Origin of the sequence: Brachybacterium sp. GCM10030268 (assembly GCF_042666305.1) — a bacterium.
GTDB lineage: Bacteria > Actinomycetota > Actinomycetes > Actinomycetales > Dermabacteraceae > Brachybacterium.
The window spans coordinates 105,698-127,737 of sequence record NZ_JBHTCW010000004.1; the positions used below are offsets into that span (position 1 = coordinate 105,698).

At 72.5% G+C, this 22,040-nt stretch carries 22 protein-coding genes; 10 read left to right on the forward strand and 12 right to left on the reverse strand.

Annotation, left to right across the window (positions count from 1 at the left end):
• The first annotated feature begins 10 nt into the window (after positions 1 to 10).
• From ACFQRD_RS08010 to ACFQRD_RS08020, 3 genes are all read left to right on the forward strand, one after another.
• Positions 11 to 991 carry an L-lactate dehydrogenase gene (locus ACFQRD_RS08010; protein ID WP_377803717.1) on the forward strand — a complete coding sequence of 327 codons (981 nt, stop codon included), beginning with the start codon at positions 11 to 13 and terminating at the stop codon, positions 989 to 991.
• A 113-nt stretch (positions 992 to 1,104) separates the two neighbouring features.
• On the forward strand, positions 1,105 to 2,184 hold the full coding sequence (locus ACFQRD_RS08015; protein WP_377803718.1) for an N-acetylglucosamine kinase: 1,080 nt from the start codon (positions 1,105 to 1,107) through the stop codon (positions 2,182 to 2,184).
• Positions 2,185 to 2,336: 152 nt separating this feature from the next.
• On the forward strand, positions 2,337 to 3,761 hold the full coding sequence (locus ACFQRD_RS08020; RefSeq protein WP_377803719.1) for a flavin-containing monooxygenase: 1,425 nt from the start codon (positions 2,337 to 2,339) through the stop codon (positions 3,759 to 3,761).
• 10 nt (positions 3,762 to 3,771) lie between these two features.
• Here ACFQRD_RS08020 and ACFQRD_RS08025 read toward each other — a convergent pair whose 3' ends face one another.
• The 10 genes from ACFQRD_RS08025 to ACFQRD_RS08070 form a co-directional block, all read right to left on the reverse strand.
• Positions 3,772 to 5,550 carry a CopD family protein gene (locus ACFQRD_RS08025; protein WP_377803720.1) on the reverse strand — a complete coding sequence of 593 codons (1,779 nt, stop codon included), beginning with the start codon at positions 5,548 to 5,550 and terminating at the stop codon, positions 3,772 to 3,774.
• Positions 5,547 to 5,957, reverse strand: a complete 411-nt coding sequence (locus ACFQRD_RS08030; RefSeq protein WP_377018269.1) for a fluoride efflux transporter FluC — start codon at positions 5,955 to 5,957, stop codon at positions 5,547 to 5,549. The genes ACFQRD_RS08025 and ACFQRD_RS08030 overlap by 4 nt, the downstream gene beginning before the upstream one ends.
• Positions 5,954 to 6,697, reverse strand: a complete 744-nt coding sequence (locus tag ACFQRD_RS08035) for a fluoride efflux transporter FluC (protein WP_377803721.1) — start codon at positions 6,695 to 6,697, stop codon at positions 5,954 to 5,956. The genes ACFQRD_RS08030 and ACFQRD_RS08035 overlap by 4 nt, the downstream gene beginning before the upstream one ends.
• Positions 6,698 to 6,845: 148 nt before the next feature.
• Entirely contained in the window at positions 6,846 to 8,378 is a 1,533-nt protein-coding gene (locus ACFQRD_RS08040; protein WP_377803722.1) for a dihydrolipoamide acetyltransferase family protein, read from the reverse strand.
• Between the two features lie 37 nt (positions 8,379 to 8,415).
• Positions 8,416 to 9,399, reverse strand: coding sequence for an alpha-ketoacid dehydrogenase subunit beta (locus ACFQRD_RS08045; protein ID WP_377803723.1), 984 nt, complete (start codon positions 9,397 to 9,399; stop codon positions 8,416 to 8,418).
• The gene (locus tag ACFQRD_RS08050) at positions 9,396 to 10,637 is read right to left on the reverse strand and encodes a thiamine pyrophosphate-dependent enzyme (protein WP_377803724.1); all 1,242 of its coding nucleotides are present in this window, start codon (positions 10,635 to 10,637) and stop codon (positions 9,396 to 9,398) included. The genes ACFQRD_RS08045 and ACFQRD_RS08050 overlap by 4 nt, the downstream gene beginning before the upstream one ends.
• 92 nt (positions 10,638 to 10,729) lie before the next feature.
• Complete coding sequence (locus tag ACFQRD_RS08055) at positions 10,730 to 12,217, reverse strand: glycoside hydrolase family 3 N-terminal domain-containing protein (protein ID WP_377803725.1); 1,488 nt, start codon at positions 12,215 to 12,217, stop codon at positions 10,730 to 10,732.
• Positions 12,218 to 12,234: 17 nt separating this feature from the next.
• Positions 12,235 to 13,503, reverse strand: coding sequence for a Gfo/Idh/MocA family protein (locus tag ACFQRD_RS08060; protein ID WP_377792965.1), 1,269 nt, complete (start codon positions 13,501 to 13,503; stop codon positions 12,235 to 12,237).
• A 65-nt stretch (positions 13,504 to 13,568) separates the two neighbouring features.
• Positions 13,569 to 14,897: a nitrate/nitrite transporter gene (locus ACFQRD_RS08065; RefSeq protein WP_377018276.1), complete on the reverse strand. Its 1,329-nt coding sequence runs from the start codon at positions 14,895 to 14,897 to the stop codon at positions 13,569 to 13,571.
• Between the two features lie 222 nt (positions 14,898 to 15,119).
• Positions 15,120 to 16,235, reverse strand: coding sequence for a histidinol-phosphate transaminase (locus tag ACFQRD_RS08070; protein WP_377018277.1), 1,116 nt, complete (start codon positions 16,233 to 16,235; stop codon positions 15,120 to 15,122).
• Positions 16,236 to 16,477: 242 nt separating this feature from the next.
• Here ACFQRD_RS08070 and ACFQRD_RS08075 point away from each other — a divergent pair, with 242 nt between their 5' ends.
• The 6 genes from ACFQRD_RS08075 (at position 16,478) to ACFQRD_RS08100 (ending at position 20,005) form a co-directional block, all read left to right on the forward strand.
• Positions 16,478 to 16,741, forward strand: coding sequence for a hypothetical protein (locus tag ACFQRD_RS08075; protein ID WP_377803726.1), 264 nt, complete (start codon positions 16,478 to 16,480; stop codon positions 16,739 to 16,741).
• The gene (locus ACFQRD_RS08080) at positions 16,723 to 16,938 is read left to right on the forward strand and encodes a hypothetical protein (RefSeq protein ID WP_377803727.1); all 216 of its coding nucleotides are present in this window, start codon (positions 16,723 to 16,725) and stop codon (positions 16,936 to 16,938) included. Before ACFQRD_RS08075 ends, ACFQRD_RS08080 begins: the two co-directional genes overlap by 19 nt.
• Positions 16,939 to 16,990: 52 nt before the next feature.
• Positions 16,991 to 17,401 carry a phage holin family protein gene (locus ACFQRD_RS08085; RefSeq protein ID WP_377018279.1) on the forward strand — a complete coding sequence of 137 codons (411 nt, stop codon included), beginning with the start codon at positions 16,991 to 16,993 and terminating at the stop codon, positions 17,399 to 17,401.
• A 95-nt stretch (positions 17,402 to 17,496) separates the two neighbouring features.
• On the forward strand, positions 17,497 to 18,942 hold the full coding sequence (gene purB, locus ACFQRD_RS08090; protein WP_377803728.1) for an adenylosuccinate lyase: 1,446 nt from the start codon (positions 17,497 to 17,499) through the stop codon (positions 18,940 to 18,942).
• Positions 18,939 to 19,334 (forward strand): metal-sensitive transcriptional regulator, encoded by a 396-nt coding sequence (locus ACFQRD_RS08095; RefSeq protein WP_377792959.1) that lies wholly within the window; start codon positions 18,939 to 18,941, stop codon positions 19,332 to 19,334. Before purB ends, ACFQRD_RS08095 begins: the two co-directional genes overlap by 4 nt.
• A complete protein-coding gene (locus ACFQRD_RS08100; protein ID WP_377018282.1) occupies positions 19,331 to 20,005 on the forward strand; it encodes a DNA-3-methyladenine glycosylase in 675 nt (224 codons plus the stop codon). The genes ACFQRD_RS08095 and ACFQRD_RS08100 overlap by 4 nt, the downstream gene beginning before the upstream one ends.
• A 66-nt stretch (positions 20,006 to 20,071) precedes the next feature.
• Here the strand turns inward: ACFQRD_RS08100 and ACFQRD_RS08105 are convergent, their stop codons facing one another.
• Positions 20,072 to 20,797, reverse strand: coding sequence for an SDR family oxidoreductase (locus tag ACFQRD_RS08105; RefSeq protein WP_377018283.1), 726 nt, complete (start codon positions 20,795 to 20,797; stop codon positions 20,072 to 20,074).
• 120 nt (positions 20,798 to 20,917) lie between these two features.
• On the opposite strand from ACFQRD_RS08105, the gene ACFQRD_RS08110 reads away from it, so the two are divergent.
• The gene (locus tag ACFQRD_RS08110; protein WP_377018430.1) at positions 20,918 to 21,670 is read left to right on the forward strand and encodes a CPBP family intramembrane glutamic endopeptidase; all 753 of its coding nucleotides are present in this window, start codon (positions 20,918 to 20,920) and stop codon (positions 21,668 to 21,670) included.
• 27 nt (positions 21,671 to 21,697) lie between these two features.
• Here ACFQRD_RS08110 and ACFQRD_RS08115 read toward each other — a convergent pair whose 3' ends face one another.
• The gene (locus ACFQRD_RS08115; RefSeq protein WP_377018284.1) at positions 21,698 to 22,024 is read right to left on the reverse strand and encodes a rhodanese-like domain-containing protein; all 327 of its coding nucleotides are present in this window, start codon (positions 22,022 to 22,024) and stop codon (positions 21,698 to 21,700) included.
• Between the last annotated feature and the right edge of the window lie 16 nt (positions 22,025 to 22,040).

The window sequence follows — 22,040 nt, forward strand, 5'->3', positions numbered from 1 at the left end:
CACTGGTGCCATGAGCACCGTCGCCCCCGCCGTCGCGCCACCCTCGGCCGCCCCCAAGCTCGCCGTCGTCGGAGCCGGTTCCGTCGGCTCCTCCGTCGCCTACGCCGCCATGCTGCGCGGCTCGGCCCGCACCATCGCCCTGTACGACGTGAACACCGCCAAGGTCGACGCGGAGGTGCTCGATCTCGCCCACGGCAGCTCGCTGGCCTCCGGGGCCGAGGTGATCGGCGGGGACGACATCTCCGTCGTCGCCGGGGCCGACGTCGTGGTGATCACAGCCGGTGCCCGGCAGAAGCCCGGCCAGACCCGCCCCGAACTGACCGGGACCAATGTCGCGATCCTGCAGAGCCTGCTGCCGCAGCTGCTCGAGCAGGCACCGGATGCTGTGTACGTGCTGGTGACGAACCCTGCCGACGTGCTGGCCCTGGCCGCGGCCCGCATCTCCGGACTCCCCCGCGGGAGGGTGATGAGCTCTGGGACCGTGCTGGACACCTCCCGGCTGCGCTGGCTGCTGGCCACCCGGCTCGGGGTCTCCTCCCGCAGCGTGCACGCCACCATCGTCGGCGAGCACGGCGACAGCGAGTTCGGCCTGTGGTCCTCCGCCAGCATCGGCCAGGTGCCGCTGACGGGCTGGCTCGATGCCGAGGGGCGGCCTGCGCTGGACCGCACCGCGCTCGAGGAGCTCGAGCGCGAGGTCGCCGGGGCCGCGTACACGGTGATCCAGGGCAAGGGCGCCACCAACCTCGCGATCGGCGTGGCGGCGGCCCGCATCGTCGAGGCCATCGTGCGCGATGAGAACGCGGTGCTGCCGGTCTCGACGCCGCTGGAGGGGTGGCACGGACTGGACGACGTCGCGATGTCGATGCCGACGGTGGTGGGCCGGGCGGGCGCCGTCCGGCGTCTCGAGGTGCCGATGGACGATCGGGAGCTGGCGCGGATGCACGCCTCGGCCGAGGCGATGCGCGAGGTCCAGGCCGGGCTGGACCTCTGAACCGGCCCGGGTCCCTGCACCGGTCGGTGCACGTCCACCGGGGGCACCGGGCCCCGCACGCCGCCCTACGATGGGGTCCGACCGCGCGGGGGAACGACCGAGGGAGCATCGCCATGGACGCCGACATCTCTGCACCGTCCGGCGCTGGAGCGTCCGCTGCTGGAGCGTCCGGCCCTGCATCATCCGGCGCAGGAGCGTCCGGCCCCGCACCGTCGCGCGCGGTCATCGCCGGGGACATCGGGGCGACCACATCGCGTGTCGTCCTCGCTCGCCTCGATCGCTCCGCGCCGGGACCCGACGTGCTCGCCGAGGCGGAGGGACCGGGCGCGAACCTGCGCTCGTCCGGGGCGGCAGCCCTCGACCACCTCACCGGCACGATCCGCGAGGTGCTGGAGCGCGGCCATCAGCAACTCGGCCGCGCGCCGGAGGTCGCCGCCCTCGCGCTGGGGATCTCCGGTGCCGGACCGGCCCGGGCCGAGGACGTGCGCCGCTCCGTCGGCGAGCGCGTGACTGCCCTCGGCATCGCCCCGGACCGGGTGCTGATCACCGATGACCTGCACACCGCCTTCCTCGCCGGGGACGTGGGCGATGACGGACTGCTCGTGCTCGCCGGCACGGGCGCGGTCGCCGTCCGCTTCCGCGGTCGCGAGCCGGTGGCCCGGCGCGACGGGATGGGCTGGCTCCTCGGCGACATCGGTTCCGCCGTCTGGCTGGGCCGGCGCACCCTGCAGGCGGTCGCCGCCGACATCGACGGCCGCGGCCGTCGCACGCTGCTGACGGAACAGGTCGGCGACATGCTCGAGCTGGATCTGCGGGACGGGCTGATCCCGCCCTCCCCCACCGGTGATCCGCGCCAGGACCTCATCCGGGCCCTGGACGAGCAGCTGCCCGCCGGTGCCCCCGCCGCCCTCGGCCGGTTCGCGCAGCTGCCGGCGACCGTCCCCGAGGACCCGGCTGCCCGCGACATCCTCGACACCGCGATCAGGCACGTCATGGACACCGTGCGCGCCCTGGACGCCGAGGCCGCCCTGCCCGTGGTGCTGGCCGGCTCGGTGCTGGCCACTCCGGGCCCGATCCACGACGAGGTCGTCACGGGCCTGCAGTCCGACGGCCGCCCCTTCTGCGCCGTCACCACGGGCCTGCCCGGGGCCCTGCTGCTGGCTCGGGAGAAGGCCGCCTCCCTCGAACCGTGAGCACGGGCCCACCGGCTCCCCTCCGCTCGCTCCGCCGCGGCCGTGCCGCCCGCGGCGGACGACTAGGATGGCCAGCGTCTGCCCGCCGCTGAGACCGGTGGCCGGGTCCGTCCCGGTCGCCGCGCGCCACCCGACTCGGAAGGCTCTTCCCGATGCCCGAGCTCCACGACGAGATCCCCACCCGCGAGAAGGTGCTGGTCATCGGCGCCGGCCCGGCCGGCCTGGCGGCCGCCGCGGCGCTGAAGGCGCTGGATCTCCGCTTCGACCTGGTCGACCGCGCCAAGCACGTCGGCGGGATCTGGAACGAGGAGCGCGAGGACACCCCGATCTGGCCGGCGATGGAGATGATCTCCTCGCGCGAGTTCACGCAGTACGAGGACATGCTGCAGCCGGTCTCCTTCCCCGAGTACCTGCGGCCGGCGCACATGGCGAAGTACCTGCGCGCCTACGCGGCCCGCCACCAGCTGACCGAGCACTTCCGCCCCGGCGTCGAGGTGCGCTACGCCCGCCCCTTCGAGGACAACGTGTGGCAGGTCGAGCTCTCCACCGGCGAGATCATGATCTACCGCGCCGTGATCTCCGCCCACGGCATCTCCGAGCGCCCGCACCGCCCCGCCTGGGCGGCCGAGGTGCCCTCCTCCATCAAGGTCATCCACTCCAAGGACTGGACCGGGCCCGACGGGCTGGAAGGCCAGCGGGTGCTGGTCGTCGGCTCCGGGCAGTCCGCGGCGGACATCGCGGTCGATGCCGCGCGCCGGGCCCTCGAGGTCGGCTGGTCGGTGCGCACCGGGCACTGGGTCGTCCCTCGCCGCATCGGGGGCGTCCCGGGCGACGTGGCCGCCGCCCGGGAGCCGGCCGTGCTCGGAGCCCTGAACGGGAAGATCGCCGAAGCCGTGATCGGCCGCCGCGTGGGCAACCCGGCCGACGTCGGACTCCCGCGCCCGGCCGCGCCGCTGCTGGAGGACACCGTGATCGTCTCCGACGAGGTGCTCGATCGCGTGCGTGAGGGCCGCATCACTCCCGTCGGCGAGATCGCCGGGATCGCCCACAACGGCACCCTCACCCTCGCCGGTCATGGCGGTCCCGCCGCCCACGGCGACTTCGCCCCGGACCTGATCGTGCTCGCGACCGGCTACGAATCCGGCGCGGGCCACCTGCCCGAGGACGTCGTGCCGCGCACCGCCGGCGGTGACCTCGATCTGTTCCTCGGTGCGTTCCCCCGTGGCCGCGACGACCTGGTGGTCCTCGGCCAGCAGCGCGGCCCCGGCGGGATGCTGCCGGTCCTGGTCCAGCAGGCCGATATCGCCGCCTACCTGCTGCATGCCGCCCGCGAGGGCTCGCCCGCGCTCCAGGACTTCCAGCGCCTGCGCGCCGGCTCGGAGAACGCGGTGGCCACCGCCCGCGCCACCGGCGACGCCGGTCTGCTCGGGCGGATCGGCGGCGTGCTCGGCGCGAACCGCGTCCGTGCCCGCTCGGCCGGGATCTCCTCGGGCGGGGAGGGTGAGAAGCTGGTGCCGGCGGCGGACCGCGAGACCCTGCTGGCCCGCCTGCGCACGGTGCGCGACCTGTTCGAGTGACCCCCGCGGGTCAGCGTGATCGCTGCGACGCAGGACGGCGCACGGCGAGCGCCGCGACGGCAGCGGCCGCGAGGGACACGACCGCGACGGCGATCCCGCCGCGCTGCTGATCGGCCAGGGCGTCGGGCCACCACCGGCGCCCGGTGGCCCCGAACCAGCTCGCCGCGATCAGCGTGTCGGTGCTGAGCAGCACCACTGCCCCGGCGACCGCGAGCGCCAGCGGAACGGCGATCACGAGGATCCTTGCCCGGACCCCCGCGAGGCTGCGCACCGCGAAGGTCACCACCGCACCGCCGGTCAGTGCCAGAACCTGCAGCACCAGGTGCCCGGCGTGTCCTTCCAGGGCGATCCGCAGCAGCGGCCCGGCATAGACGCCCGCGAGCAGGGCCACCGGCGCGCCCGCCACCAACGCGGCGAGCCAATGTCGGCCGCTGAGTGCCCGCCGCAGCCGGGCAGGAACCGCCAGCGCGGTGCCCAGCAGCACGCCGACGACCGCCAGCAGCAGCACGTGCTGCAGCAGATGCGCGGAGACCAGCACCTTGCTGTACACGTTCAGCGGGCCGCTGGTCAGCGCCACCAGCACGGCCGCTCCCAGCACCAGACGGATGCTCGCGCTCCGCGTCCGCTGCGGGCCGCGCGGCCGCCACCACACCAGCAGCAGCACGCAGGCGAGCATCATGCCGAACGGCGCGGGGCGCCACGCGGTGAGGACCGTACCCAGGTCCGGGGCCGCAGGCAGGGGGTAGCCGGTGAGGATCCCGGCCGGGCCCGCCGGCGGGATGCCCTCGGCGGCCGGCGGCGGCGAGGAGCTCATGGCCGCGGCGATCGCCACGGCCAGACCCATCAGCGCGAGCTCGAGAACGGCCAGCCGGCGATAGATGCCGGCCGCACGGTGCCCCGGGCCCTCGGCCGCGAAGCCCGTGGCGAGCTGGCGGCGCTGGATGACGCCGAGCCCGCCGAGGGCCACCAGCAGGACGGCCTTGGCCAGCCCCAGCTGCACATACGCACTGGTGAGAACCTCCGAGGGAGCGTTCATGCGCACCGACAGCGCCCACACCCCGCTGACCGCCAGAGCGATCCAGCAGATCAACGCCAGATGGGAGAAGCCGCGCACCACGGTCGCATCGTCCCGGGCGGTGGACGGCAGCAGCTGCAGCACCGCCAGTCCGCCCAGCCAGATCCCGACGGCCAGGAGATGGATGAGCATCGTGGAGGTGGCCACCTCATGGTTCTGCCCGCCCCCGGCGTGGCCGGTCATCGCGCTGGCGAAGGCGACCAGCCCGGCCGCCACGGCAACCGTCCGGGCGATGCCGCGGGAGGTGCCGGCGACCGCGATCGTCGTGGCGGCCGCGGCGATCACCAGGGCGCTGACCAGCCAGACGCCGAGGTCGGTGGCCAGGAACACCTCGAGGTCGGAGCCGAAGCGCACCGACCCGACGGCCTGCCCCGTGGCCACGGCGTAGGAGAAGGCGAGGGAGGTGCCTCGGGCGAGCGTGGTGATACCGGCCGCGACGGCGACCGCGGTCATGACTCTGGCGCGGTCGGCCTCCGCGTGCAGCAGCCAGCCGGCGACGACGGCACCACCCAGGGTCACGGCCGCCGCGAGGTCCGCGAGCATCGCGGAGACCGGCGCTCCGGCGCGTGCCATCGCCCCGGCGCCGCGCAGCACGAGGTTGCCGCCGCCGGCGGCACCGGCCGCGAGGACCGAGATCACGGCCAGCACGGTGAGCGCACCGAGGAGGATCGCGACGACCAGCGCAGACGGTCGCCGTGCGGAGAGCGCGCTCACGAGGCGATCACCAGGCCCGACCACAGGGCGGCCATACCGGCGCCGATGCTCAGCAGGAAGTAGGCGACGCTCATGGCGATGCGGCCCCGGCGGATCAGATCGACCACGTCGACCGCGGCGGTCGAGAGCGTGGAGAGGCCGGCGCAGACCCCGGCCGCGAGCAGCAGGTACGCGAGTTCGGCGGGACCGGTGGCGGCGCCGAGCCGGGCGACGATGAGGCCGAGCAGGAAGCAGGCCACGACGTTGACGGCGAAGGTGAGCCAGGGCCGGACCCGTTCCTCGGCTCCGCTGCTGCGACCGGCCGCCCAGCGCAGTCCGTACTCCCGCACGCCCCATCGCAGCACGGAGCCTGCCGCCCCGCCGAGGCTGACCAGCAGCATGCCCAGCAAGAAGGTCCCGGCGTTCATGTGGCGCTCCCCTCGTCCGTGGACTCGGTCCCGTCGGCCCCTGCCTCATCCCGCTGAGCGCGCGAGCGCCGCTGGCCTCGCTGGCGCCTCGAGCCGCGCCGGACCCTCGAGCCCTCCTGATCTCTCGTGCCCCGCTGGCCCCTCGAGTCCCGCTGGCCCCTCGAGTCCCGCTGGCCTCTCGAGCCCTCAGCCATCCGCTGCGCGATGCGGCGCCCGGCGAGCATGCCGATCACCACCGCGCCGAGGCACACGACCACGGTGAGCAGGGCGTAGCCGAAGGCCTTGAGGGGGAAGTCGGCGCCGATCATGGCAGAGCCCTCGAGGACCACGGTGGACATGGTGGTGAATCCGCCGCACAGTCCGGTGCCCAGCAGCGGCTGGACCCACGGACCGGCCCGGCGCACCTCCAGCACCCCCGTCAGCGCCCCCAGGGCGAGGCAGCCGATCGCGTTGACCCAGAACGTCGCCCAGGGCACCTCGACCAGGGTGGGGGTGGTGACGGTCGGCGCCAGGATCGTGATGACGAAGCGCAGCATCGACCCCAGCGCACCGCCTGCGGCGACCATCAGCGCGATCTTCCACCACGCCCAGGGCACGTCCACCGGGCCCGACCCGATGGTCTCGGACTCGGTCTCCCACTCGTCCGCGCCCTCGAAACCCAGCGCCGCCATCTCCGCCGTCTGCATCCGCGGGTCATCGCGCCGCGACGCGGGCGGCTGCGGATCAGGGCTCGAAGTCACCGGATCAGGGTACCGACGCGCGGGGCGCCCCGGTCCCAGGGTGCGGGCTCGTCGCTCGACGCTCCGCCGTCTCGGCTGATCTCCTCCCGCTCACCCGGTGCCGCCGACTCGCAAGCTCGCCGACGACCCCGGGCTCGCAGGTCGTCGATCAACCCCATACCAGGCCCAGGGCGGGGTCCTCCAGCACGGCGGAGATGTCGCGCAGCAGCTCGGCGCCGAGGGCGCCGTCGATCAGGCGGTGGTCGAAGCTCAGGGCGAGCTGGGCGATCTTGCGCGGCACGATCTGCCCGTCGACCATCCAGGGCTTCTCCTTGATGGCGCCGACGCCGAGGATCACCGACTCCCCCGGGTTCAGGATCGGGGTGCCAGAATCGATCCCGAACACACCGAAGTTGGTGATGGTGATGGTGCCCTCACGAGTGTCCGACAGGGAGGTGCGCCCGGCCCTCGCGGTCTTGGCCAGGTCATCGATCGCCTCGGCCAGCTCGCGCAGCGTCATCAGGTGCGCGTCCTTGACGTTGGGCACGATGAGCCCGCGCGGGGTGGCGGCGGCGATCCCCAGGTTCACGAAGTGCTTGTAGACGATCTCCTGGTTCTTCTCGTCCCACGAGGCGTTGACCTCGGGATTGCGGCGGATCGCCACCAGCAGGGCTTTCGCGACCACGACCAAGGGGCTGACCTTGACGTCGGCCCACTCCCTCGAGCTCTTGAGGTCCGCGATGATCTGCGCGGTCCGGGTCATGTCGATCTCGTTGAACACCGTCACGTGCGGGGCGGTGAAGGCGGAGGCCACCATCGCCTCGGCGGTGCGCTTGCGCACCGAGCGGATCGGCACCCGGGTGGTGCGCTCGTCGCTGCTGACCTGCGTGAACGAATGATCGCGGGTGGACTTCATGGCGCCGCCGAGCCCCTCGGGCACCTGCGGGGACTCCTCGGGGAAGTAGTGCCCGTCGTGCCCGGAGGGGCCCTCGCCGGACATCGCGCGCTGCTGGGCGGCGAGCACGTCGGCGCGGGTGACCGTCCCGTCGGGCCCGGTGGCGAACACGTCGGCCAGGGCGATGCCGAGATCCCGGGCGAGCTTGCGCACGGGCGGCTTGGCGAGGATGCGGTCGATGGGCACCTGCGCCTCGTCCTGCTGGGCGGCGCGGCGGCGGCGACGGCGCTGCGGGGAGGCGGAGGCACCGTAGCCGACCAGGTTCTTGGGTTCCTCCTCGGCGGGCGTCGCCGGAGCGCCCTCGGCAGCCCCGGCGCCTCCGGCCGCGTCGGCAGGCTCCTGCTGGGGTGCCACCTCGGCCGCGGTCTGCACGCTCTCGGCGGCCGCCTCGGGCGCATTGGCCGGGGCGGGCTGCCCGGCAGCCTGATCCGCGCCCGGTGCCGACGGGGCCGGCCCGCCGGCGGTGTCGACCTCGATCAGGTCGGTGCCGACGGGGACCTCGTCGCCGACCGAGACCAGGATCGCGGTGACGGTGCCGGAGACATGGCTGGGCAGCTCGACCGCGCTCTTGGCGGTCTCCACCTCGGCCACGGGATCGTTGATGGCGATGGTGTCGCCGACGGCGACCTTGATGTCGATGATCTCGCCCTCGGTCAGGCCCTCGCCGGGGTCGGTGAGGGGGATCCGGACGATAGAGGACGAGGCCGCGGACGACCCGGAGGACGAGGACTGCGAGGACGAGCTCATGGCAGGAATCCTTTCACGCGGGCGACGGGCGCTGCCGTCAGTGCTCGAGCAGACGGTCCACGCCGTCGAGCACCCGGTCGAGGTCGGGCAGGAAGGCGTGCTCCATGCGCGCCGGCGGATAGGGCAGGTGGTAGCCGCCCACGCGCAGCACGGGCGCCTCGAGGTGGTAGAAGCACTCCTCGCTGATGCGGGCGGCGATCTCGCCGCCGAGGCCGCCGAGCACGGGGGCCTCGTGCACGATCAGCAGCCGCCCGGTGCGCTTGACCGAGGCGGCGATGGTGGGGACGTCGATCGGGGACAGCAACCGGGCGTCGATCACCTCGAGCTCGATCCCGTCCTCGGCCGCGGCCTGGGCGCTCTCGAGGGCCAGCGGCATGCTCGGTCCCCAGGCGAGCAGGGTGGCGTCGGTCCCGGGGCGGACCACCGCGGCCTGCCACGGGGTCAGCTCGGGGCGATGGTCGGGGTCGACGTCGCCCTTGACCCAGTAGCGCCGCTTGGGCTCGAGCATGATCACCGGGTCCTCGCACTCGATCGCCTGGCGGGTCATCCAGTACGCGTCCTGCGCGTTCGCCGGTGCCAGGATCCGCAGCCCGGCAGTGGGGGCGAACAGCGCCTCGGGGCTCTCGGAGTGGTGCTCGACCGCGCCGATCCCGCCGCCGTGGGGGATGCGGATGACGATCGGCATCTTCACCCGGCCCAGGGTGCGGTTGTGCATCTTCGCGACCTGCGTGGTGATCTGGTTGAACGCCGGGTAGACGAACCCGTCGAACTGGATCTCGAGCACCGGTCGGTAGCCGCGCACGGCGAGGCCGACGGCGGTGCCGACGATGCCGGCCTCGGCCAACGGGGTGTCCACCACGCGCTGGGAGCCGAATTCGGCGTGCAGCCCGTCGGTGACGCGGAAGACGCCGCCGAGGATGCCGATGTCCTCGCCCATCATCATCACCCGCTCGTCGGCGCGCATGGCGTCGCGCAGCCCGGCGGTGATGGCCTTGGCGATCGGAAGGTTCGTGCTGCTCATCGGTGCGCCCCTCCGGTCTGATCCGCGCCCTCGCCTGCTGGACCCCCGTCCTCGCCCTCGTCCTCGAACTGGGAGATGTACTCGAGGTAGGCCTCCCGCTCGGCGTCGACGATCGGGTGGGGCTCGGCGTAGGCGTGGTCGAACATGCCCACCGGGTCCGGGTCCTCCATGCCGTGGATGTGGTGGTGCAGCTGCATGGCGAGGTCGTGCGCCTCCTGGTCGCAGCGGGCGACGAAGTCCTCGTCGATCTCGCCGAGCTGCTCGAGGTGACGGCGCAGCCGCAGGATCGGGTCCTTCGCTGCCCACTCCTCCTCCTCGGAGGCGGGGCGGTACCGGGAGGCATCGTCGCTGGTGGTGTGGGCTGCCATGCGGTAGGTGACGGCCTCGATGAAGCGCGGCCCCTCCCCTGCCCGGGCGGCGTCCATCGCGGAGCGGACGGTGGCGAGCACGGCGAGCACGTCATTGCCGTCGACCCGCACCGAGGGGATGCCCCAGCCACGGGAGCGCTGGGCCAGCGGCACTCGGGACTGCACCGCGGCGGGCACGGAGATGGCCCACTGGTTGTTCTGGGTGTAGAAGACGACCGGGGCCTGGAACGAGGCGGCGAAGGTGAAGGACTCGGCGACCTCGCCCTCGCTGGAGGCGCCGTCACCGAACAGGGCGAGCACCGAGGTGTCGGTCGCGGTGTCCCCGGTGCCGACGACGCCGTCGCGCTGCAGGCCCATGGCGTAGCCGACCGCGTGGGGGGCCTGCGCGCCGAGGACGATCATGTACGGGTGGGTGCGCAGCTCGTTGGGGTCCCAGCCGCCGTGGCTGATGCCGCGGTAGAGCTCCAGCAGGCGCCACGGCTCGATGCCGCGGGCCCAGGCGATGCCGTGCTCGCGGTAGGTCGGCACCAAGTAGTCCTGCTCGCGAGAGGCGTGGCCGGCGCCGATCTGGGCGGCCTCCTGGCCCAGGGCGCTGGCCCACAGCCCGAGCTGGCCCTGGCGCTGGAGGCTGGTGGCCTCGAGGTCGGCGGCGCGGATCATCACCATGTCGCGGTAGTAGCCGCGCAGGCGCTCCGGGGTGGCCAGGTCGTCCCCGTCGCCGGATGCGGCACCGCCTGCCGCCGAGCCGCCGTGGCCGGCGAGCACGGCGTCCATCTCGTCGTGCGGGGTGCGGGTGCCGTCGGGCGCGAGGAGCTGGATCATCGGCTCCTGCTCCGCGACGGAGGGGATGGTCGTTGCGAACACACTCACGCCGGGGAGCGTAACCTACGGTGCCGTAGGGAATAAAGATCCGCTGGTCACAGCGGATGTCGCGGCCCCAGGGGTGAGTTGAGATCGCGTGCTCACCGCCCGCGCAGCAGGAGGTCGACGGCGGCGCGCATCATGGTGCGGCCGGCGCCGTGGGCGAGGACCAGGCGGCGATGGTCCGGAGCGGCGTCGGGCACACCGGTGTGGACCACGATCGCGTCGGGCCGGCGCGCCAGCAGTGCGCTGAGGCGCGCCCCCTCGTCAGGGTCGCTGCGGGACAGCCGGGTCAGTACGAGGACCTGCGGAGCCGAGGTCAGCTGGTGGCTCTGGGCATCCTGGCCCGGATAGTCCGGCACGGCGGCCTGCACTCCCTGCTCGGCGAGTGCCTGGATCAATTGCGGAGCCCGGGCCCCGGAGGCGTGATCGGCGCGGGCACGGAGGTCCGCCACCAGCACTGGGCGCAGGTCCAGGTGGGCGTGGCGGCCGCGGACGGCGCGGGCGGCGGCGTCGGAGCCCAGCGCGTCGGCGTGAGCGAGCGCAGCGGGCAGTTCGGGAGCGGGGACGAATCGGCGGCGGGTGCGCAGACGGCGGCACTGCGCCCGGGTGCCCTCGGCCCGCGCATGCAGGCTCTCGCGGCTCAGCCGCCCGTCGGCGACGGCCGCCACCAGGGCGTCGTGCGCCTCGCGCAGCATGTGCCGGTCGTCGCGCCGGATGGAGGTGCCCAGGCACAGCAGGTCGGCCCCGGCCTCGATGGCGCGCACCGCGGCCTCGCCGTAGCCGACGGTGCCGGCCACCGCGGCCATGTCGAGGGCATCGGTGATCACGAGGCCGTGGAAGGTGCCGCTGACGGCGCGGTCCAGCTCGGGGCGCGACCAGGACGAGATCGAGGCGGGCCCTTCCCCGAGCGAGGGGACCAGCACGTGCGCGGTCATCACGGCATCCAGCCACGGCGCGATGGACCACGGCGCGAGATGATCGCGCGTGAACTCCTCGCGGTCCAGCTCGATCAGGGGCAGGGCGGTGTGGGAGTCCGTGGCGGTGGCGCCGTGACCGGGGAAGTGCTTGGCGCAGGTGCCGAGCCCGGACTCGATCAGGCCTGCGGCGAACGCCTGGGCGTGGGCGGCGACCCGGTCCGGGTCGTCGCTGAAGGCCCGGGTGCCGATGACGGGGTTGGCCGGGTCGGTGGAGACGTCCAGGACCGGTGCCAGATCGAGGTCGATGTCGCAGGCGGCCAGGATATCGCCCAGAGCGCTGCCGGCGTGGCGGGTCAGCTCCGGATCGTCGACCTCGCCGAGCGCCCACGCCGTCGGCAGCGAGGAGCCGGTGGCCGCCTGGAGGCGGGTGACGTCCCCGCCCTCCTCGTCGATCGCCACCACGCAGTCCGCCGAGCGGGCGTGCATGGCCCGGGACAGGGCGGCCGCGGTCTCCGGGTCCGGGGTGTTGTGCCCGAACAGGATCACCGAGGCCAGGCCCGCCTCGAGCACCTCGCCCATCCACTCCGGCAGCTGGGTGCCGGTCAACGGCGCCATCAGCACGCCGAGAGCGTCGCTGTCCCAGTGCCCGGCCGCCGGAGTGCTCGTCATGGAGCCATTGTGCGCGCTCAGCTCTCGATCAGCCGCTCCAGGGCGGCGACATCCAGCGGCTCCTGGTCGGCGTCCAGATCCTGCACGGGCAGCGGGCAGTCCCCGAGGTCGGCGATCGGCAGGCGCTCGCCGCCGTTGTTCATCGACTGGTGAGCGATGACGCCGGGCAGGGTGTACCGGGCGGCCTGCCAGGCGTTGACGGCGGGCTGCATGCCGTCGACCACGGCGCGCGCGAAGTCGTCGACCAGGAAGTGGTGGGCGCCCTCGTGCCCGTTGGGCATGCCGTGGAACTGCTCGGGCAGCCGCGACTGGTGGTGGGCCGGGGAGGATCCGGCGACGAAGGCATCGCGCAGGGCCGGGGAGACGTCGGCCAGGCGGGGATCGTCCAGGCTCATGGTCGCCGCGGTGCGGATCGCGTCGCTCACGTCCAGCACGCGTTCCTTGTCGTGCCAGTAGGTGACGTCGATCGTCTCCTCGAACGAGGAGGCCTCGCCGAAGAAGCGGAAGCGCGACTCGCGCAGGTGCGAGGGGTAGCCCACGCGCCGCAGCTCGTTGGTGCGGAAGGCGCCGCCATTGTCCATCTCGAACAGCGCGAAGGCGTTGGAGACGTCGTTGTCGAACATCGAGACGTCCTTGTCGAAGACGCCGTCGCCGCGGGTGTCGGGCCGGCCGATCGCCGAGACCGAGACCGCGTGATTCTCGAGCACGCCGAGGATGCCGCCGATGGAGTGGGTGGGGTACAGCAGGGGCGGGTAGGAGGCGGTGGCCTTCCAGCCCTCGCCGCCGGAGTACTTGTAGGCGTCGTAGAAGCCCAGGTCCATGTCGTGGACGTAGTCGCCCTCGGCGTAGAACACCTCGCCGAAGACTCCGCTGCGATGCAGCCGCCGGGCGAGGACCACTGCCGAGTTGTACTGGCTGGTCTCCCCCATCATGTAGACCAGGCCCGTGCGCCGGACCTCCTCGGTGATCTGGCGGATCTCGTCCTCCGCGATCGCCATCGGCACCGCCGAGTAGACATGCTTGCCGGCGCGCAGCGCGGCCAGGGCGTGCTCGCCATGGGTCCAGCGCTGGGTGAAGATCGCGACCGCGTCGACGTCGGAGGCCAGCAGGTCCTCGAAGGTCTCGAAGCGTCCGGCGAAGTGCACGCCGCGGGCTTCGACGGCGTCGATCCGCTCCGGGATCGCGTCGACGGCGTACAGCTCGTCGATCTCGGGATGGGCCGCGAACAGTTCCGCGAAGTGCTTGCCGAACTGTCCGATCCCGACGATGCCGAGACTGAAAGACATACTTCCTCCTTGAAATTAAGTGTCGGAGGGAACGCTACGGCACGGCGCTCAGCCGCGGCAAGCGGTCACAGCCGGCGCCAGCGGCCGTTGCGCCACACTTCCCGCCATGGCGGCACCACCTCGCCGCGGGCAGCCATCCGGCGCCGGAGATTGCGCCGGGTGATGAGCATGCCCGCGGTACCCACCAGGAGCATCGGGATCTGGACGGCGAAGGCGATGCGGAACGCCGCCAGGTCGTAGTTCCCGTCGGGCCGCAGCAGGTCGAGGATCATGCCGATCAGCAGGATGGCGATCAGACCGCCGGAGAAGCCGCCCATGATCACCATCCCGGTGGCGGTGCCGAGGCGGTGACGGGCCAGATCGGTGCGGGGGAAGTCGAAGCCGACGGAGCTGGCGGGCCCGCCGATGGAGAAGCCGGCCACCAGCACCAGCAGCAGCCAGATCGGGGCGGGACCGGGCCACAGCACCAGGGCCGTCAGCGGTACCGCGATCGTGCCCAGGATCAGCAGCACCAGGGACGAGCGCCGCAGCGGGTGGCGCTGGGTCAGGGCTCCGATCACCGGTCCCCCGATGATGGAGACGACCACCAGCACCGTCATCACCGCGGACGCCGCCGGCCGGCTGAGGCCCTCGCCGGCGGTGAGGTACGGATAGCCCCACATCATCGAGAAGGCGATGCCGGTGAACCCGGCGGTGAAGTGCGTGCAGAAGCCGAGCTGCGTGGCGGGGTGGCGGATGATGCGGCCGATGACCAGCGGGATCCGCGCGAGGTTCTGCTTCTGGCGGGGGCGCGGGATGCCCGGCGGGCTCGCACGCACCACGAGCAGGGCGAGCAGGGCCGCGCAGCCGCTGACCCCGGCCGCGGCGCTGAAGGCCGTGCTCCAGCCGGCGACGGTCAGCACCGCCACGAAGGGTACCGCGGAGGCGATCTGCCCGACCTGGCCGAGGATGCCGGTGAGCTGGGTGAGGATCGGGACGCGGCCCGCGGGGAACCAGGCGGGCACCAGGCGCACGGCGCTGGAGAAGGTCAGCGCGTCGCCGGCCCCCACCACCACGCGGGCGAGGATCGCGAGGGCGACGGTGTCGGTCTGGGCGATCACGAGCTGCCCGGTGGCCATCAGCACCGCTCCGGCGGTGAGGGTGACGCGGGAGCCGTAGCGGTCCAGCAGCAGCCCGGCCGGGACCTGGGCGAGGGCGTAGACCAGCAGCTGGAGGACGACGAAGGTGGAGACGATGGTGGCGGAGGTGCCGAAGCGCTCGGTCGCCTCCAGCCCGGAGACACCCATCGTGGTGCGCTGCAGGACCGCGATCGCGTAGGCGACCAGGGCCGCACCCCAGACGACGTAGGCGCGGGGGCCGCCGAGTGTGCTGCTGTCGACGGCGCGGGCGCCCATGATCACCGTTCTTTCCTGCTCGCGAGGCTCGTGCTTCCTCGGCTCAGACACTACCCGTGGCCGGACTGCACACCCGAGCCGTGGCCTCCGCTTGCCACGGATCAGGCGATGCGATCGTGCTCGCCGCGCTCACCTATGCCGTCATCGGTGTCTTCGCCGTGATGAGTCTGCGCGGCAGCGGCCGGGGGCCGCACGATCTGGCGGCCGGGACCGTCGTGGTCCTCAGCGCTGCCGCCACTGCCCGGCGACCTCGATGAGCAGGTCGTTGGCCTCCTGCTCGGAGATCGTGGCGCGCACCCCGTCGGTGCCGTAGCCGCGCAGCACCAGCCCGCGCTCCTCGGCGAAGGCGGCGAATGCGGGGCTGTCCTCCCCCAGCGGGAAGTAGACGAAGTTGCCCTGCGACCTCGGCAGCTGCCAGCCCTGCCCGGCGAGCGCCGCGACGAGGCGGGAGCGCTCCTCGCGGATCCAGGCCGCGCGCTGATCCAGCTCCGCCTGCACGCCCGGCTGCAGGCTCGCCAGGGCCGCCACCTGCGCCGGGGCGCTCGCGCCGAACGGGACGGTGACCTGGCCCAGCGCACGGGCCAGGCGCGGGTGAGCCACGGCATAGCCGATGCGCAGCCCCGCCAGGCCCTGCATCTTGGAGAAGGTGCGCAGCAGCACCACGTTGCCGTGGCGGCGGAAGATCCCGGCCGTTCCCGCCACGGTCGCCGGGTCGTGGAACTCGCGGTAGGCCTCGTCGATCGCGACAACGACATGCTCGGGCACGCGGGCGAGGAAGCCCTCGATCTGTTCGGTCGACAGCGAGGGGCCGGTGGGGTTGTTCGGGGTGCACAGGATCACCAGGCGGGTGCGGTCGGTGACGGCGGCGGCCATCGACTCGAGGTCGTGCTCGTGCTCTGCCGTCAGCGGCACTTGGACGGGGGTGCCGCCGTGGGAGCCGACCAGGATCGGGTAGGCCTCGAAGGAGCGCCAGGCGTAGACGACCTCGTCGCCCTCGCCCACCAGGGCGCGCACCAGGTCGCCGCTGACGGCCACCGAGCCGGTCGACAGCGCGATCTGGGACGGGTCCACGCCGTGCTTGGCGCCGAGCGCCTCGCGCAGTGCATAGGCGGCCATGTCCGGGTACCGGTTGGCCTCGTCCATCGCGGCGACGACCGCGTCCCGCACGGCCGGCAGCGGCGGGAAGGGCGACTCGTTCGAGGACGCCTTGAAGCGGCGCCGGCCGTCGTCTCCGGCGGGCTTGCCCGCGACGTAGGCGGGCAGTGCCTCGAGCGCGGGGCGCAGGCGGACGGTCTCTGGGGGCTCGGGGTACCGGCCGGGGTCGGGAGGTGCGGACATGCGTTCAGGGTAGGACGAACGGGCGGCCTGTTCCGTGACGTCCGCGCCCGGCTCCGGGGCCCTGTCGAGCACCCCAGACGTCAGCCGACCTCGGCGGGCCGCAGCCCATGGGGACCTCTCCCCATCGCGCCGGGAAGGGCGTTCGGCGAGAATTAGTGCACAGTGCCGATCCTGGGATTTCCAGATGCTCACTATCGATGCCCAGCACGGGGTCGACGTTCGATTGCTGCCGGGAGGCATTGATGGGTGATCGCCGAGTCCTGACCTCCGCCGTCGTGATGATCACCGCTTCGCTCCTGAGCGGCTGCTCCCTCCTCGAGCACGACAGCCCTGTGGAGACCTCGCCGGCCCCGACACCGAACGAGGGCTCCGGTCCCACCGGCGTGCACGTCGAGGGGGACGACGAGGAGTTCGGTGACGCCTGCACGACGGAGGGCGACTACACCGTCGACTCCTCGGTCGAGCGCAGCTTCGAGGAATCCCGGAAGTGGACGGCGCCGAGCTGAGGGTCGCCCTGGGGTACGCCGCCTCGGACGGACCCTCGGCGCGCCTCTATCTCTCCGCCACCGGCCCGTCCTCCGCCGCCCCCGAGCAGTTCGACGGCAGTGTCGGGGACGCCCACGCGATCGAGGACTGGACGGTCACGATCACCTCGATCTGCGCTGACGAGGTGCGGTTCGACGTCGCAACCGAGGCACCGTAGGAATAGGGATATCCCCGATGCGTTCCCAGCCGGGGCGAGGACAATGGGGCCCATGCGATTCCTCGGACACATCATCGTCACCGGCCTCGCGCTGTGGGTCACGGCGCTGATCCTGCCCGGCATGCATCTGGGCGACGACAGCGCCACGGTGCTGACGCAGATTCTCACCATCGGCGCGATCGCGCTGATCGTGGCGCTGCTGAACCTGATCGTGCGCCCGATCCTCTCGTTCCTGGCCTTCCCCATCACCTGCGTGACCCTGGGTCTGTTCCAGCTGGTCATCAACACGCTGATGCTGCTGCTGGCGAGCTGGGTCTCGGGACTGCTCGGGCTCACGCTCACGTTCGACACCTTCTGGTGGGCCCTGCTGGCCGGCGTGATCATCGGGATCCTCTCCGCCATCGTCGAGGGGGTCACCGGACTCGGCGAGCGGGACGACCGCCGCTACGAGGTGCGTGACTGACCACCGGGGCCGCCCCGCCGGCGCCCGTTCGCCGAGGCGCTCCCGTGGCCGAGACATCCCGCAGCCGTGCGCGCGGACTCTGGGAGAATGACCCCATGGCTCACTCTTTCGCGGACATCACGCCGCCGATCGCCCTGACCCCTCTCGACGGCCGCTACCGCGCCCAGGCCGCGCCCCTGGTCGATCACCTCTCCGAGGCCGCACTGAACCGTGCCCGCCTGGTGGTCGAGACCGAGTGGATGATCCACCTGCTGGACGGCGGGGTCATCCCCGGCCTGCGCTCCCTCGACGAGGACGAGCGCGCCCTGCTGCGTGCCATCCCCGAGGACTTCGGTGCCGAGGGCATCGCCGAGCACGCCGAGATCGAGCGCGAGACGGTCCACGACGTCAAGGCGATCGAGTACTACATCAAGCGCCGCCTGACCGGCACCAGCCTCGAGCCGCTCGCCGAGGTGGTGCACATCTACTGCACCAGCGAGGACGTCAACAACCTCTCCTACGCGCTGATGATCCAGGGCGCCGTGCGCGAGGTGTGGCTGCCGGCGCTGCGCGGGGTCATCGGCGATCTCGCCGAGCTGGCGCGGTCGACCGCCGAGGTGGCGATGCTCTCGCGCACCCACGGCCAGCCCGCGACCCCCACCACGCTGGGCAAGGAGATCGCGGTGTTCGCCCACCGGCTGGAACGCCAGGCCCGCCGGATCGAGGGCGACGAGATCCTGGGCAAGATCAACGGCGCCACCGGCACCTATGCCGCCCACGCCACCGCCGTGCCGTCGGCCGACTGGGAGCAGGTCTCCCGCAGCTTCGTCGAGCACCTGGGGCTGACGTGGAACCCGCTGACCACGCAGATCGAATCCCACGACTGGCAGGCCGAGCTGTACGCGGACATCGCCCGCGCCGGACGGATCCTGCACAACCTCGCCACCGACATCTGGACCTACATCTCGCTGGGCTACTTCCGCCAGCGGCTCTCGGCCCAGGGCGGCACCGGCTCCTCCACGATGCCGCACAAGGTCAACCCGATCCGGTTCGAGAACGCCGAGGCGAACCTCGAGATCTCCGGCGCCCTGCTGGACTCGCTGTCCCAGACGCTGGTGACCTCGCGCCTGCAGCGCGACCTCACCGACTCCACCACCCAGCGCAACGTGGGCCCGGCGCTGGGGCACTCCTTGCTGGCGATCTCGAACCTGCGCCGCGGCCTGGCCGGACTGGATGTGGACGCCGACGCGATGGCGGTCGACCTCGAGGACAACTGGGAGGTGCTCGGGGAGGCCGTGCAGTCGGTGATGCGCACCCTCGGCGTCCAGGGGACCACCGGCATGGACAACCCCTACGAGCGGCTGAAGGATCTCACCCGCGGCCACCGCGTGGACGGCGCGGGGATGCGCGAGTTCATCGGCACCCTGGGCCTGCCCGAGGCCGAGCGCGACCGCCTGCTGGCACTGTCTCCGCACACCTACACCGGCTACGCCGCCTCGCTGGTGGACCACCTCGAGGACCATGGCGGCACCGGCACCGAGCCCGAGAGGCAGCCGCGATGACACCCGACGACACCCCGATGGAGACGACAGGCGCCGACGAGGCTGACGCCACCGACGTCGACGCCGCTGCGGTCCCCTCCCCCGAGCCCGGCGACCACGGCACCCACGGCGACCCCGGGTACCACGGCAACAAGGCGCCCTACCTGCGCCGGCTCAAGCTCATCGAGGGTCAGGTGCGCGGACTGCACCGCATGGTCGAGGACGACACCTACTGCATCGACGTACTGACCCAGGTCTCCGCGGTGACCAAGGCCCTGCAGTCGGTCGCCCTCGGTCTGGTCGATGACCACATCCACCACTGCGTCCACGACGCGGCCGACTCCGGGGACACCGAGGAGCTGGATCGCAAGATGGACGAGATCATGGGCGCCGTCAAACGGCTCATGAAGTGACCGCCACGCGTCCGCCGGCGCCTCTGCCCCGCTCCTTCTTCGACCGGCCGGTGCTGGAGCTGGCGCCGCTGCTGCTGGGCTGCGTCCTCGTCGGCCGCGGGACCGCCCTGCGCATCACCGAGGTCGAGGCCTACGTCGGCGCGGAGGATCCCGGCTCCCATGCCTTCCGCGGCCGGACCGCACGCAATGCCACCATGTTCGGCCCGCCCGGGCACCTGTACGTGTACCGGCACATGGGGCTGCACTCGTGCATGAACGTGGTCGCCGACGCCGAGGGCACCGGGACCGGGTGCCTGATCCGCGCCGGCCAGGTGGTCGACGGCGTCGAGGAGGCGTATCGCCGCCGCCGTGCCACCGGCGTGTGCCGCAGCGACCGGGACCTCGCCCGCGGGCCGGGCCGCGCCACCGTGGCCTGCGGGATCACCTTCGCCGACGACGGGCTGGACCTGTGCGATCCCGGCAGCGGCGTGCACCTGTTGGGGCGGGTGGATCCGGCGGACCGGGCCGACGGCGAGCATCCGGGCGAAGAACCTTTCATGCCCCATCCCCGGCTCGCGGCGGGACCACGGATCGGGCTGCGCGAGGAGGCCTCGGATCCGGGCCTGTATCCGTGGCGCTACCGCATCGCCGGTGACCCGACCGTGTCCGGGCCGGGCCGGCTGAACGCCTGAGCGGTTCGGCGTCCGGACCGGCACCGCACGATCCTTCCGCGATCGACCGAGCGGCAACTGCTGTCCTCAGCGGGGGCGCACGGACAGCTCGTCGATGTTGGCGTCGGCTGGCAGCCGCAGCGCCAGGGCGACGGTGGCCGCGACGGTCTCGGGCCGCATGTAGTCCTCTTCGCGGTACTCACCGCCCTCGTCGCTGCGCAGCTGACGCTGCATGTCCGTAGCGGTGCGCCCGGGGTGGACGGAGCTGACCCGGACGCCGTGCTCGCGCTCCTCGGCGCGCAGGGCGTCGGTGACCGCGCGCAGCGCGAACTTCGAGGCCGCGTACGCGCTGCCGCCCGGGCCGGAGTTGTACCCCGATCCGGAGTTGATCGCGACCACCGTTCCCCGGGCGGTGCGCAGCGCGGGCAGCAGCAGGCGCGTGAGGTCGGCGACCGCGGTGACATTGGCCGTGAAGGAGCGGGTCCAGTCCTCGGCCGTGAGCTCCTCGATGCGGCCCCGGACCAGGATCCCGGCGCAATGGACGAGACCCGCCAGGCCGTGGGGCAGGTCGAGGGCCTCGGCGGCGCGGGCAGCGGCGGCGGAGTCGGTGAGGTCGGCGGCGAAGGGCTCGGCGGACGGGAAGGTCGCGGCGAGCTCCTCGAGGTCGCGGAGGGAGCGGCCTCCCAGGACCAGGTGGTGGTCGGCAGCGAGCTCCTCGGCGACGGCCCGGCCGATGCCGCGGGAGGCGCCCGTGATCAGGACGGTGGGGCGGGACGCGCTGGTGGAGTCGGGATTCGCAGTAGTCGTCGTCATGATTCCGAGTCTGCCACGGCGGCGTTCCCGTCGATCGTGCGCTGTGTCCGCGTCCCGCGCCCCGCGCCTTGCGCCCCATTTCTCGCGCCCCGTGGTGGGAGCATGTGCCCTGTGCACACCATGGTCGGAAACACCCGCTGGCTGCGGGCAGAGGTGCTGATCGTCCTCGCCCTGTCCCTCGGCCAGAGCGCGGTGTACTCGCTGCTCGCCCTCGCCCAGGCACTCGCGGCCGGTCCCCTGGCCGATCAGTCCACCGCGCTGAATCCCTCGTTGCGGGAGAACCCATGGGTCGATCTGCTCTACCAGCTGCTCTCGATCCTCTTCGATCTGATGCCGGTCGCACTGGTGGTGCTGCTGCTGACCCTGAGCGCCGGGACCTTCTCCCGGGCGCTGCGGGAGCTGGGCATGGACCTGGGCCGATGGAGCCGGGACCTGGCATGGGGCGTGGCGCTGACCGCAGGCATCGGCCTGCCGGGTTTGGTCATCTACTACGTGGGCCGAGCCCTCGGGGCGACCGTCGAGGTCATCCCCGCCGCCTTGGACACCCACTGGTGGACAGTGCCCGTGCTGGTGCTGCACGCGGTCAAGAACGCCGTGCTCGAAGAGGTGATCATGGTCGGCTATCTCTTCGATCGCCTCGAGCGACTGGGCTGGTCATCGAGGCGGACCATCGTGGTCTCGGCCCTGGTGCGCGGTGCGTACCACACCTACCAGGGCATCGGCCCGGGGCTCGCGAACCTCGCGATGGGCCTGGTCTTCGGGGAGTTCTACCGGCGCACACGGCGCACCATGCCCCTGGTGATCGCACACACCCTGCTCGACGTCTTCGCCTTCGTGGGCTACGCCCTGCTCCAGAGCGTCATCCCCACCTGAGCGGGTGACCCTTCCTGAGCGGGGCGCTCAGAGGACGTAGGGCTCACTGTCGCCCTCGGACTCCATGGGCAGGCCGGATTCGAACCACATGTCCATGCCGCCGGCGACGTTGATCGCCTCGAAGCCGTTGGTGTTCAGCCACTGCGTGACCTGAGCGCTGCGGCCGCCGCTGCGGCAGACGATGTACAGCTCGGAGTCGTCCTCCGGGATCTTGTCGAGGTTCTCCAGCAGGGAGCTGGCGGGCAGGTGCTGTGCGTTCGGGGCATGGCCCGCATCCCATTCGGACTGCTCGCGCACGTCGATCAGGTGCGCGTTCTCAGGGACGGCGGCGGGGGCGACGGAGTCGGAGTTCATGGCCTCCAGCGTAGTA